This window comes from Pseudomonas sp. NPDC087615 (assembly GCF_044743445.1).
Lineage (GTDB): Bacteria > Pseudomonadota > Gammaproteobacteria > Pseudomonadales > Pseudomonadaceae > Aquipseudomonas > Aquipseudomonas baetica_A.
The window spans coordinates 70,128-83,259 of record NZ_JBIUWM010000027.1; the positions used below are offsets into that span (position 1 = coordinate 70,128).

Annotated in this window: 11 protein-coding genes and 1 tRNA gene; 7 read left to right on the forward strand and 5 right to left on the reverse strand. The window is 59.4% G+C overall.

The window, feature by feature from the left end; translation table 11 throughout:
* Window positions 1-94 precede the first annotated feature (94 nt).
* The 7 genes from ACIOU6_RS15365 to ACIOU6_RS15395 all read left to right on the forward strand — a co-directional run bounded on the left by ACIOU6_RS15365 (window position 95) and on the right by ACIOU6_RS15395 (window position 9,238).
* Window positions 95-1,603 (forward strand): sigma-54-dependent transcriptional regulator, encoded by a 1,509-nt coding sequence (locus ACIOU6_RS15365; RefSeq protein WP_401137570.1) that lies wholly within the window; start codon window positions 95-97, stop codon window positions 1,601-1,603.
* A 438-nt stretch (window positions 1,604-2,041) separates the two neighbouring features.
* Window positions 2,042-2,425 (forward strand): glycine cleavage system protein GcvH, encoded by a 384-nt coding sequence (gene gcvH, locus ACIOU6_RS15370; protein WP_221730697.1) that lies wholly within the window; start codon window positions 2,042-2,044, stop codon window positions 2,423-2,425.
* 11 nt (window positions 2,426-2,436) lie between these two features.
* Window positions 2,437-5,289: an aminomethyl-transferring glycine dehydrogenase gene (gene gcvP / locus ACIOU6_RS15375; RefSeq protein ID WP_401137572.1), complete on the forward strand. Its 2,853-nt coding sequence runs from the start codon at window positions 2,437-2,439 to the stop codon at window positions 5,287-5,289.
* Between the two features lie 202 nt (window positions 5,290-5,491).
* A complete protein-coding gene (locus tag ACIOU6_RS15380; protein ID WP_401137575.1) occupies window positions 5,492-6,868 on the forward strand; it encodes an L-serine ammonia-lyase in 1,377 nt (458 codons plus the stop codon).
* A 41-nt stretch (window positions 6,869-6,909) separates the two neighbouring features.
* Window positions 6,910-8,034, forward strand: coding sequence for a glycine cleavage system aminomethyltransferase GcvT (gene gcvT / locus ACIOU6_RS15385; RefSeq protein WP_401137577.1), 1,125 nt, complete (start codon window positions 6,910-6,912; stop codon window positions 8,032-8,034).
* A 405-nt stretch (window positions 8,035-8,439) separates the two neighbouring features.
* Window positions 8,440-8,652 carry a cold-shock protein gene (locus tag ACIOU6_RS15390; RefSeq protein WP_003227496.1) on the forward strand — a complete coding sequence of 71 codons (213 nt, stop codon included), beginning with the start codon at window positions 8,440-8,442 and terminating at the stop codon, window positions 8,650-8,652.
* Between the two features lie 97 nt (window positions 8,653-8,749).
* Window positions 8,750-9,238: an RDD family protein gene (locus ACIOU6_RS15395; protein ID WP_221730693.1), complete on the forward strand. Its 489-nt coding sequence runs from the start codon at window positions 8,750-8,752 to the stop codon at window positions 9,236-9,238.
* Window positions 9,239-9,374: 136 nt separating this feature from the next.
* On the opposite strand, the gene nadA is transcribed toward ACIOU6_RS15395, so the two are convergent.
* From nadA to ybgF, 5 genes are all read right to left on the reverse strand, one after another.
* Window positions 9,375-10,433, reverse strand: coding sequence for a quinolinate synthase NadA (nadA, locus tag ACIOU6_RS15400; protein ID WP_221730692.1), 1,059 nt, complete (start codon window positions 10,431-10,433; stop codon window positions 9,375-9,377).
* A 271-nt stretch (window positions 10,434-10,704) separates the two neighbouring features.
* A tRNA-Lys gene (locus ACIOU6_RS15405) sits at window positions 10,705-10,780 on the reverse strand.
* Between the two features lie 62 nt (window positions 10,781-10,842).
* Window positions 10,843-11,535 carry a 7-cyano-7-deazaguanine synthase QueC gene (queC, locus tag ACIOU6_RS15410; RefSeq protein ID WP_221730691.1) on the reverse strand — a complete coding sequence of 231 codons (693 nt, stop codon included), beginning with the start codon at window positions 11,533-11,535 and terminating at the stop codon, window positions 10,843-10,845.
* A 1-nt stretch (window position 11,536) separates the two neighbouring features.
* Window positions 11,537-12,184, reverse strand: coding sequence for a 7-carboxy-7-deazaguanine synthase QueE (queE, locus tag ACIOU6_RS15415; protein ID WP_221730690.1), 648 nt, complete (start codon window positions 12,182-12,184; stop codon window positions 11,537-11,539).
* 165 nt (window positions 12,185-12,349) lie between these two features.
* The coding region (ybgF, locus tag ACIOU6_RS15420) for a tol-pal system protein YbgF (protein WP_401137582.1) at window positions 12,350-13,132 on the reverse strand (783 nt) is incomplete at its 5' end.

The following is a 13,132-nucleotide window of genomic DNA, read 5'->3' on the forward strand; positions in this document are numbered from 1 at the left end:
ACCAGATCGACCGGAAAATCGCCGCCGATTTCACCATTGCCCCGCCCCAAGGCATACTTGCCACCCTCCGCATTGCAGATCACTGAACCGCCCCATGCGTATCCACGTCAGCTTCATCGACCGCGTCGGCATCACCCAGGAAGTCCTGGCCCTGCTCGGTGGGCGCAATCTCAATCTGGATGCGGTGGAAATGATCCCGCCGAACGTCTACATCGACGCCCCGACGTTGAGCCCTGAGGTGCTGGAGGAACTGCGTGACGCGCTGTTCAGCGTGCACGGTGTGCAAGCGGTGAAAGTGGTCGACATCCTCCCGGGCCAGCGCCGGCACTTGCAGCTTGATGCGCTGCTCGCGGCGATGACTGACCCGGTGCTGGCCCTCGACAGCGCCGGCAAGGTGCTGCTGGCCAATCCGGCGCTGATTGCGTTGTACGGTCGCGAACCGGCCGGTGAAACTGTTGCTGAGCTGTTCAACGATCCGGGCCTGCTCGACACGTTGCTCGAAAACGGCTTCCGCCTGCCGCTGCGCGAGATCACCGTCAACGGCCAGACGCTATTACTCGACGCCACGCCGATCACCGACGCTGGCGCCCTGCTCACCTTGTATCAACCCAACCGCATCGGCGAACAGCTCTCGGCGCTGCACCACGACCACGCCGAGGGCTTCGACGCGCTGCTTGGTGAATCCCCGGCAATCCGCACCCTCAAGGCTCGCGCACAGCGCGTTGCCGCCCTTGATGCGCCGTTGCTGATCCAAGGCGAAACCGGCACCGGTAAAGAACTGGTGGCCCGCGCCTGCCACGCCATCAGTGCACGGCACAGCGCGCCGTTTCTCGCACTCAACTGCGCGGCCCTGCCGGAAAACCTCGCCGAAAGCGAACTGTTCGGCTACGCCCCCGGCGCCTTTACTGGCGCGGCACGCGGTGGCAAACCGGGGCTGATGGAGCTGGCCAACCAAGGCACGGTGTTCCTCGACGAGATCGGCGAGATGTCGCCGTACTTGCAGGCAAAACTGCTGCGCTTCTTGAATGACGGCAGCTTCCGCCGGGTCGGCGGTGATCGCGAGGTGAAGGTCAACGTACGCATCCTCAGCGCCACCCACCGCGATCTGGAAAAAATGGTCAGCGAGGGGCTGTTTCGCGAAGACCTGTTCTATCGCCTCAACGTGCTTAACGTCGAAGTGCCGCCACTGCGAGAGCGCGGTCAGGACATTCTGTTGCTGGCGCGTTATTTCATGCAGCAGGCGTGTGCGCAGATTCAGCGCCCTGTCTGTCGCCTCGCCCCCGGTACTTACCCGGCGCTGCTCGGCAACCGTTGGCCGGGCAATGTCCGCCAGTTGCAGAACGTGATTTTCCGCGCCGCCGCGATTTGCGAAAGCAGTCTGGTGGATATCGGCGACCTCGACATCGCCGGGACCTCGGTCGCGCGTCAGACCGACAGCGACGTCGACAGCCTCGAACAAGCGGTCGAAGCCTTCGAGAAATCGCTGCTGGAAAAACTCTACGTCAGCTACCCCTCGACCCGCCAACTGGCCAGTCGCCTGCAAACCTCGCACACGGCCATCGCCCATCGACTGCGCAAGTACGGCATCTCCAACAAACTTTAAGCCTTGCTCGATCAACCCTGTGGGAGCGGGCTTGCTCGCAAAGGCGTCGTGTCAGTCGTCATAGATTTCACCTGATCCAGCGTCTTCGCGAGCAAGCCCGCTCCCACAGGGGTAATGCTCCGGATTTTAAAATCCGCTCAAAAACGACCTGCATCTGTACTGAAAGCGCTACAGCGGAACGATATCGCTACACACTCCTCTGATCACCGCTGTGCAAGGCTTTGATCCCGTTAAGCTTTTTTCCTTGCCCTACGCTGTAGCGATTTCGCTACAGACGCGCCATCACTCAATCAACACAAAACTCTCAAATCATTGATTTATAACGATAAATCAACATTGGCCGTGTTCTTGCTAACTAACCCCTCATAAATAAGGGCTTTACCGCCCCAAGCCTTCCACCGCGTCCACCAGACGAGTCTGGCCCCCTGAGGAGTTTCCATGAGCGAGTTGCGTTTTACTGAAGATCACGAATGGCTGCGCACTGAAGCTGACGGCAGCGTTACTGTCGGCATCACTGCTTTCGCGCAGAACGCCCTGGGCGACGTGGTGTTCGTGCAACTGCCTGAGTTGCAGGCTTACGAGAAAGGCGCTGAAGCCGCCACCGTGGAATCAGTGAAAGCCGCCAGCGGCGTATACATGCCCCTCGACGGTGAAGTCCTGGCCACCAACCCAGCGCTGGAAGACAGCCCTGAACTGGTCAACGAAGATCCGCTGGGCGAAGGCTGGTTCTTCCGCTTCCAGCCAGCCGATGCTTCGGCCGTCGCCAAACTGCTCGATCAAGACGCCTACGACCGTCTGATCAAAGCCCAAGCCGAAGCCTGAGGAGACCTGTCATGACTCAAGTAAACCTTGGCACCGCCAACGAATTCATCGCCCGTCACATCGGCCCGCGCGCCGGTGACGAACAAGCCATGCTCAACAGCCTGGGGTTCGATTCGCTTGAAGCCCTGAGCGCCAGCGTCATCCCGGAAAGCATCAAGGGCACCAGCGTGCTCGGCATGGACGACGGCCTGAGCGAAGCCGACGCCCTGGCGATGATCAAATCCATCGCTGACAAAAACCAGTTGTTCAAAACCTACATCGGCCAGGGCTACTACAACTGCCACACGCCGTCGCCGATCCTGCGTAACCTCCTGGAAAACCCGGCCTGGTACACCGCTTACACCCCGTACCAACCAGAAATTTCCCAGGGTCGCCTCGAAGCGCTGCTGAACTTCCAGACCCTGATCAGCGACCTCACCGGCCTGCCAATCGCAAACGCGTCCCTGCTCGACGAAGCCACCGCCGCTGCCGAAGCCATGACCTTCTGCAAACGCCTGAGCAAGAACAAGGGCAGCCACCAATTCTTCGCCTCGATCCACAGCCACCCGCAAACCCTCGACGTGCTGCGCACCCGTGCCGAGCCGCTGGGCATTGACGTTGTGGTGGGCGATGAGCGTGAACTGACCGACGTCACCCCATTCTTCGGCGCACTGCTGCAATACCCAGCCAGCAACGGTGATGTGTTCGACTACCGCGAACTGACCGAACGCTTCCACGCGGCCAACGCTTTGGTGGCCGTGGCGGCCGATCTACTGGCCCTGACCCTGCTGACCGCTCCAGGCGAGTTCGGCGCTGACGTTGCTATCGGCAGCGCTCAACGTTTCGGCGTGCCGCTGGGCTTCGGTGGCCCGCACGCGGCTTACTTCTCGACGAAAGATGCGTACAAGCGCGACATGCCGGGCCGTCTGGTCGGTGTGTCGGTTGACCGTTTCGGCAAGCCAGCGCTGCGTCTGGCGATGCAGACCCGCGAGCAACACATCCGTCGCGAGAAAGCCACCTCCAACATCTGCACCGCGCAAGTGCTGCTGGCCAACATCGCCAGCATGTACGCCGTCTACCACGGCCCGAAAGGCCTGACCCAGATCGCCAACCGCGTGCATCACCTGACCGCGATTCTCGCCAAGGGCCTGACTGCGCTGGGCCTGAAGGTCGAGCAGGAGAGCTTCTTCGACACCCTGACAGTGGCTACCGGCGCGCTAACCGCTGCGCTGCACGACAAGGCTCACGCCCAGCAGATCAACCTGCGCGTCGTCGATGCTCAGCGTGTCGGTCTGTCGGTTGACGAAACCACCGCTCAGGCTGATATCGAAACCCTGTGGAGCGTCTTCGCCGACGGCAAAACCCTGCCAGACTTCGCCGCCCTCGCCGCCACCGTGCAGAGCACCATTCCTGCTGCGCTGGTACGCCAGTCGCCGATCCTCAGCCACCCGGTGTTCAACCGCTATCACTCGGAAACCGAGCTGATGCGCTACCTGCGCAAACTGGCGGACAAGGACCTGGCGCTGGATCGCACCATGATCCCGCTGGGCTCGTGCACCATGAAACTCAACGCCGCCAGCGAAATGATCCCGGTGACCTGGGCCGAGTTCGGCGCCCTGCACCCGTTCGCGCCAGCCGCACAAAGCGCCGGTTATCAGCAACTGACCGACGAACTGGAAGCGATGCTCTGCGCCGCCACCGGTTACGACTCGATCTCGCTGCAACCGAACGCCGGTTCGCAAGGTGAATACGCAGGTCTGCTGGCGATCCGTGCCTATCACCAGAGCCGCGGTGATGACCGTCGCGACATCTGCCTGATCCCGTCGTCCGCCCACGGCACCAACCCGGCCACTGCCAATATGGCCGGCATGCGCGTGGTCGTGACCGCGTGCGACGCTCGCGGTAACGTCGACATCGAAGACCTGCGCGCCAAAGCCCTCGAGCACCGCGAACACCTCGCCGCGCTGATGATCACCTACCCCTCGACCCACGGCGTGTTCGAAGAAGGCATCCGCGAAATCTGCGGGATCATTCATGACAACGGCGGCCAGGTGTACATCGACGGCGCCAACATGAATGCCATGGTCGGCCTTTGCGCGCCGGGCAAGTTCGGCGGCGACGTGTCGCACCTGAACCTGCACAAAACCTTCTGCATCCCCCACGGCGGTGGCGGCCCGGGCGTTGGCCCGATTGGCGTCAAGTCGCACCTGACGCCGTTCCTGCCGGGCCACGCCCAGATGGAGCGCAAGGAAGGCGCGGTCTGCGCAGCACCGTTCGGCAGCGCGAGCATTCTGCCGATCACCTGGATGTACATTCGCATGATGGGCGGTGCGGGTCTCAAGCGCGCTTCGCAACTGGCGATCCTCAACGCCAACTACATTTCCCGTCGCCTCGAAGAGCACTACCCAGTGCTGTACACCGGCAGCAACGGTCTGGTGGCGCACGAATGCATCCTTGATCTGCGCCCGTTGAAAGACAGCAGCGGCATCAGCGTCGATGACGTTGCCAAGCGCCTGATCGACTTCGGCTTCCACGCCCCGACCATGTCGTTCCCGGTCGCCGGCACGCTGATGATCGAGCCGACCGAAAGCGAATCCAAAGAAGAACTGGACCGCTTCTGCGACGCCATGATCCGCATCCGCGAAGAAATCCGCGCGGTGGAAAACGGCACCTTGGACAAGGACGACAACCCGCTGAAGAATGCGCCGCACACCGCAGCCGAACTGGTTGGCGAGTGGACTCACCCGTACAGCCGCGAGCAAGCGGTGTATCCGGTGGCGTCGTTGATCGAAGGCAAATACTGGCCGCCGGTCGGTCGCGTCGACAACGTGTTTGGCGACCGCAACCTGGTCTGTGCCTGCCCGTCGATCGAAAGCTACGCTTAAACCAGTGTGGGGGCATTTATTTGCCCCCACTCTCAACAACACCACAGATCCAATGTGGGAGCGGGCTTGCTCGCGAATGCGGTGAATCAGTCACATTTATATTGGATGACCCACCGAATTCGCGAGCAAGCCCGCTCCCACAGGCAATGCTACAAGCCTGATATTTCGCCAATTCCTATAACAAGAAACCGGAGAACCACTCATGTCGTTAAGCGTGTTCGACCTGTTCAAGATTGGCATCGGCCCCTCCAGCTCCCACACTGTCGGCCCGATGCGCGCCGCTGCGCGCTTCGCTGAAGGGCTGCGCCGGGAAAACCTGCTGACTGCCACAGCGAGTGTCCGCGTCGAGCTGTACGGCTCGCTCGGCGCCACCGGTAAAGGCCACGGCAGCGACAAAGCCGTGCTGCTTGGCCTTGAAGGCGAGCACCCGGACACCGTCGACACCGAAACCGTCGCCTCCCGCCTGCAAGAAATCCGCAGCAACGCTCGCCTGAATCTGCTCGGCGAACACAGCATCGCGTTCAACGAGAAAGAACATCTGGCGATGATCCGCAAGCCGCTGGCCTATCACCCCAACGGCATGATCTTCCGAGCCTTCGACGCGGCGGGCATCCAGATCCGCAGCCGCGAGTACTACTCGGTCGGTGGGGGTTTTGTCGTCGATGAAGACGCTGCCGGTGCCGATCGCATCGTCGAAGACGCCACACCGCTGACCTTCCCGTTCAAAAGCGCCAAGGACTTGCTCGGTCATTGCAGCACCTATGGTCTGTCGATCAGCCAAGTGATGCTGACCAACGAGAGCGCCTGGCGCCCGGAAGCGCAAACCCGTGCTGGCCTGCTGAACATCTGGCAGGTGATGCAGGACTGCGTGGCGGCGGGCTGCCGCAACGAAGGGATTTTGCCCGGTGGTTTGAAGGTCAAACGGCGCGCGGCGGCGCTGCATCGGCAACTGTGCAAGAACCCGGAATCAGCGTTGCGCGACCCATTATCAGTGCTCGACTGGGTCAACCTTTATGCGCTGGCGGTCAACGAAGAAAACGCCAATGGCGGACGCGTGGTGACGGCACCCACCAACGGTGCGGCGGGGATCATTCCGGCTGTGCTGCATTACTACATGCGCTTTATTGCCGGCGCCAATGAAGACGGTGTGGTGCGTTTTCTGCTGACCGCGGCGGCCATCGGCATTCTGTACAAGGAAAACGCTTCGATCTCAGGCGCCGAAGTCGGATGTCAGGGCGAAGTCGGCGTGGCCTGTTCAATGGCGGCCGGCGCGTTGTGCGAAGTGCTGGGCGGCAGTGTGCAGCAAGTCGAGAACGCGGCGGAAATCGGCATGGAACACAACCTCGGCCTGACCTGCGACCCGATTGGCGGGTTGGTGCAGGTGCCGTGCATCGAGCGCAACGCCATGGGCTCGGTGAAAGCAATCAATGCGGTGCGCATGGCCATGCGTGGCGACGGGCAGCATTTCGTCTCGCTCGACAAGGTCATCCGCACCATGCGCCAGACCGGCGCCGACATGAAAAGCAAATACAAGGAGACCGCCCGCGGCGGTCTGGCGGTCAACATTATCGAATGCTGATGCTTGCGCATCGGCGGCTGCACATTTTTCAGGAGTTGAAGATGTCTACCGAACAACTGTCGAAAACCCCGCTGCACGCTCTGCACATCGAACTCGGCGCACGCATGGTGCCATTCGCCGGCTACGACATGCCGGTGCAATACCCGCTGGGCGTGATGAAGGAACACCAACACACCCGCGAGCAGGCCGGACTGTTCGACGTCTCGCACATGGGCCAGATTCGTCTGACAGGTGCCAATGCCGCCAAGGCCCTGGAAACGTTGGTGCCTGTAGACATCATCGATCTGCCAGTAGGCATGCAGCGTTACGCGATGTTCACCAACGAGAGCGGCGGCATTCTCGATGACCTGATGGTGGCCAACCTCGGTAACGACGAGTTGTTCCTCGTGGTCAACGCCGCGTGCAAGGATCAGGATCTGGCTCACCTGCAAAAACACATCGGCGATCAGTGCACCATTACGGAGCTGTTCGAAGCGCGCGCCCTGCTCGCCCTGCAAGGTCCGGCGGCCGTCACCGTGTTGGCGCGCCTTGCTCCGCAAGTGGCGCAGATGACCTTTATGCAGTTCGCCCGCGTCAATCTGCTGGGCATCGACTGCTTTGTCAGCCGTTCGGGTTACACCGGTGAAGACGGTTACGAAATATCGGTGCCGGCCACCGATGCCGAAAAACTCGCCCGCGCCTTGCTGGCTGAACCGGACGTTCAGGCCATCGGCCTCGGCGCTCGTGATTCGCTGCGCCTGGAAGCCGGCCTGTGCCTGTACGGCCACGACATGAACACCGAAACCACACCCATTGAAGCCAGCCTGCTGTGGGCGATCTCCAAGCCACGTCGCGCCGATGGCGCGCGGGCCGGCGGTTTCCCGGGGGCGGAGATCGTTTTCGCACAGCAACACAATGGCGTCGCCCGTAAGCGCGTCGGCCTGCTGCCGCAGGAACGTACGCCGGTGCGTGAAGGCGCAGAAATCGTCAACGAGGCGGGCGACATCATCGGCAGCGTGTGCAGCGGCGGCTTCGGACCGACCCTGGGTGGGCCGTTGGCGATGGGTTACCTCGACAGCGCGTATGTCACGCTTGAGACACCGGTGTGGGCAATTGTTCGTGGGAAAAAGGTGCAAATGCTTGTAAGCAAAATGCCATTTGTTCCACAACGCTACTATCGCGGCTGATTGACTGTTTCTATAAGTAACGCGATTGCGTTATGCGTGCACTAATGTGTAACGCAATCGCCATAAAACAGTGCATCCTCTATCAATCGATTCGAATATGAACGTTGCTTATAACGTTCGAAAACAACTGAACAAGCTCATCATCTAAGCCTGTACTAACGAATCGATTAAGTTCCTGCAAGCTCAGCAAAACCGGGCACTTCACAGGGCTTGTTTTTTCTCCCGAAGTTGGCGTAGAGTTTCTCCACTGTGTTTGCATGGGTCAGCTTGGAATCGTGACCTGGGCAGTAGCCTACAAGTTAGCTACATCCCGTTCGACGTCTTCTTACTCTCCTGCAACCAGCCCCAGTACTCTTTCATTAGAAGGAGACTGTCATCAATTTTTTGCGTCAAAGGAAATAAGAAATGTCCACACGTCAGAGCGGTACCGTCAAGTGGTTTAACGACGAGAAAGGTTTTGGTTTTATCACTCCAGAAAGCGGTCCGGATCTGTTCGTGCATTTCCGTGCCATTCAGGGCAACGGCTTCAAAAGCCTGAAAGAAGGCCAGAAAGTGACTTTCGTTGCTGTGCAGGGCCAGAAAGGCATGCAGGCTGACGAAGTACAAGCAGAAGCCTGATCTTCTGTAACGAAAAAGCCCCTGATATTGATATCAGGGGCTTTTTTGTGTGCGCGAATCCGTAAAATGGCGCTTCCATTTGCGTCCAGAGGCTGCCATGTCGAAACATCTGCTCACTCCCCAGGGCGACTTTCCTGCCGTTGGCCTTGGCCGTCGACTGGCAGCGATGTTCTATGACTTCCTGCTGTGTACTGCCCTGCTGATCGTCACTGGCGGCATCTACAAGATGATTCAGGCCGCAATCATCGGCGAAGAACGCCTGCGCGTGATGACCGACGCTGGGAAACTGGACGGCGATCCGCTGTACTCAACGGTGTTGCTGCTGGTGCTGTTTGCGTTCTTTGCCAAGTTCTGGACCCATGGCGGGCAGACGCTGGGCATGCAGGTATGGGGCCTTCGTGTGCAAAACAGCAATGGCACGGCAATCAGCCTGTGGCAGGCGTTGCTGCGGTTTATGGTGTCGATCGCGTCGTGGCTGTGCCTGGGCCTGGGATTCTTCTGGTCGCTGTTCGACAAGCAGAAACGCACGTGGCATGACATCTATTCCGATACCCGCATCGTCCGGATTCCTAAAAAGAACAAATAATTCCCAAACACCGAAAACCAAAGTGGGAGCGGGCTTGCTCGCGAAAGCGGTGTATCAGTCTCTATTTGAGTCGACTGAGGCACCGCTTTCGCGAGCAAGCCCGCTCCCACAGTTTTTTTTGCGTAGCAGAAAGATCTCAGGCGTTACCGGCCAACTTCATCCGCGCCGCGTGGGTGAAATCCAGCATGCGCTTGAGCGGCCGAATCGCCTGCGGAATCAGCGCCGGATCAACAAAGATCTCGTTCGTCCCTTCCTTCAAGCTCTTGAGCGTGCGCTCAAGGGTGTTCATGGCCATCCACGGGCAATGTGCGCAACTGCGGCACGCTGCGCCGTTACCGGCCGTTGGCGCCTCAATGAAGACCTTGTCCGGGCACAACTGCTGCATCTTGTAGAAGATACCTCGGTCGGTGGCGACGATCAGCGTCTTGTTCGGCAGGCTCTGCGCGGCAGCAATTAACTGGCTGGTAGAGCCAACGGCGTCTGCCAGTTCAATCACCGCCGTCGGCGATTCCGGGTGCACCAGAATGGCTGCGTCCGGGTACAACGCCTTCATGTCTTCGAGTTGCTTGGACTTGAACTCTTCGTGAACGATGCAAGCACCGTCCCACAGCAGCATGTCGGCGCCGGTCTTGCGCTGGATGTAGGTGCCCAGATGCTTGTCCGGCCCCCAGATGATGGTCTCGCCGTTGTCCATCAGGCTTTCGACGATCTCCAGCGCGCAACTCGACGTCACGACCCAGTCAGCCCGAGCCTTAACGGCTGCGGAGGTGTTGGCATACACCACCACCGTGCGCTCCGGATGTTGATCGCAGAACGCCGAAAACTCGTCGACCGGGCAACCCAGATCCAGCGAACACGTCGCGTCCAGGGTTGGCATCAGCACACGTTTTTCAGGATTGAGAATCTTCGCGGTCTCGCCCATGAACTTCACACCGGCCACCACTACAGTCTTGGCCGGGTGGGCGTTGCCGAAGCGAGCCATCTCCAGGGAGTCGGACACACAGCCGCCGGTTTCTTCGGCCAGGGCCTGAATCACCGGATCGCAATAAAAGTGGGCCACCAGCACCGCGTCCTGAGCCTTGAGCTCGGCGGCAATGGCGGAACGGTAGTAGGCCTCTTCCTCGGCAGTCAGCGGTTTGGGCTGTTTGGCATCGAGGTGGGCTTGAACCAGAAGGCGTTCGGAAATCTGCGTCATGTTCGCAAGACCTGCAGGCGCTTTCGCGCGAAAGTCGAGTATACACCCGGCTCCGGACCGCTTGAGGGTACCGCCGGGAGAGTGAGTAGTGTCAGGCACGGACAACGTTGAAGCTGCGCAAGGCTACAGAATATCCGGAGGATACAAAAGATGATTCTGACCTGCGTCAGAACGGTGGGCAGTGAAAGAACATGTGCCCGAATTGCAGGCAAAAAAAAACCCGGAAATCCTCACTTTCGTGGGCCTTCCGGATTTTCTAAACCGCCAAAAATGGTGGGTCGTGTGGGATTCGAACCTACGACCAATTGGTTAAAAGCCAACTGCTCTACCAACTGAGCTAACGACCCGCTGTGTGGTGGCGCGTATAATACTGATTTTTAAGGACTATTCAACACCTTTTTTAAAATAATCAAAAATAAGGTGTTGGATCGCTCACGCCAGCCGCTGCAAAGCCTTCCGCACGCAGGCGGCAGCTGTCGCATTTGCCGCATGCACGGCCGTCATCATCGGCCTGATAGCAGGAAACAGTCAGCCCATAATCAACGCCCAGCTTCACGCCCGCCTGGACGATTTGCGCCTTGCTTAGATTCTGCAACGGTGCCTGAATGCGAAAGCCGTTGCCCTCAACGCCGGCTTTAGTCGCCAGATTGGCCATACGCTCGAACGATTCAATGAACTCGGGACGGCAATCCGGGTAGCCGGAGTAATCCACCGCGTTGACGCCAATAAAAATGTCTCGCGCGCCAAGCACTTCCGCCCAACCCAACGCGAGCGACAGGAAAACGGTATTGCGCGCCGGCACGTACGTAACCGGAATACCCTCGCCCAACTCCTGTGGAATGTCGATGCTGGTGTCGGTCAGCGCCGAACCGCCCATGCCATTCAGGTTCAAGCCGATCACTTTGTGCTCAACCACGCCCAAGTCGCGGGCAACACGCGCAGCGGCATGCAGTTCGGCGTGCGAACGCTGACCGTAATCAAAACTCATGGTGTAGCAGCTATAGCCTTCGGCCCTGGCCATGGCCACGACGGTCGCCGAGTCCAGCCCGCCAGACAGCAAGATGACCGCGCGCTTTTCAATCGTGTTCAGTTGCTCAGTCATATCAGCGCCCCGGCTCGTCATTCCAAAGATATTTATGCAGTTGCAATTGAAGGCGTACAGGCAGGTTGTCCGCCACCACCCAGTCCGCCAGATCCCGTGCATTCAAGTCATGGTGACTTGGCGAAAACAAGACTTCGCCAGCGCGTCGATCAAGACCGTACTGGATCAGCTTGGATACCGCCCAGTCGTAGTCTTCCCGCGAGCAGATGACAAACTTCACCTGATCGTTGGGAGTCAGCCGTTCGATGTTCTCATAAAGATTGCGATGAGCTTCTTTCGAACCTGGAGTTTTCAGATCGACCACGCGACTGACGCGCGGATCCACTGCCGAGATGTCTAGGGCACCACTGGTTTCCAGCGAGACCTCGTAACCGGCATCACACAACTGTTTAAGCAAAGGAATGGCATTCGGCTGCGCCAAAGGCTCACCGCCAGTGACACAGACATAGCGCGGACGATACCCGGCTACTTGCGCGAGGATATCGTCGAGGGTGCGAATCGTACCGCCAGTGAACGCATAGGCGCTGTCGCAGTACTGGCAACGCAAGGGGCAACCGGTCAGGCGCACAAAAACGGTGGGCAGCCCGGCAGTCCGCGTTTCCCCCTGCAACGAGTAGAAAACTTCGGTAATTCTCAATGTGTCTTGCATAGTCGCCACGGGCGTAACAGCTAAACAGGCTGTCCGCCTCCGTCAGGCACTTCAGGCAGCCTCGCCAACGCGCAGGCCTCAAGAAGCGTGTTTCAGAAAAAGGGCGTGAATTCTAACGAAAAAACCCGCGACAGGCGCGGGTTTCTTCAAAACAGTCAAACAGGCTTACATGCGCTGCAGATCGCGTTGAGCCAACTGAGCGGCGGATGTGCCCGGATATTGGGCGACCACCTGCTGCAGAATGCCTTTCACCTTGTCGGTATGACCGAGGCGGCGCTCTACATCAGCCAGCTTGTACAGCGAGTCCGGCACTTTGGCGTGCTTGGGATATAGCTGCGAAACCTTGGCGAAAGCCTGACCCGCACCTTGCAGATCGCCCTTTGCCAGGTTCACCTCACCCAACCAGTACTGGGCATTGCCCGCGTATTGGCTGTTCGGGTATTTGCGCAGGAACGCGGCAAAAGCCTGGCTGGCCTTGTCGAAATCCTTGGCTTTGATCAGGTCAAAAGCGGCATCGTAATACAGCTTTTCCTTGGCCGGATCAGCCGGTTCGCTACTTGCAGCAGGCGCTTGGCCAGCCGCACCGGCAGCAGCACTTGCGTCGCCACCGGCAGAAGAATTCTCAGGAGTCGCGGCAGGTGTAGCACCGGATCCTATGCGCCGATCAAGATCCTGGTATCGCTCCAGGGATTCTTGCTTCATGCGCGCAACCTGATTCTGCAGTTCTTCAATCACACCTTGCTGGCGCGATATCTGATCCTGCATTTGTTGCAGTTGATTGAACAGCATGCCCTGTGCCGAGGTAGGGGCCGAAGCCGCTCCCCCGGCATAGGCGCCGTTCGTACCGTAACCCGCAGGCGGATAACTACTCCCGCTATTGTTATAACCGGAGTTGTCATCGACCACAGGAACCGCAGCCCACGCCGCAAGCGGCGCGAGGCTGAGAGC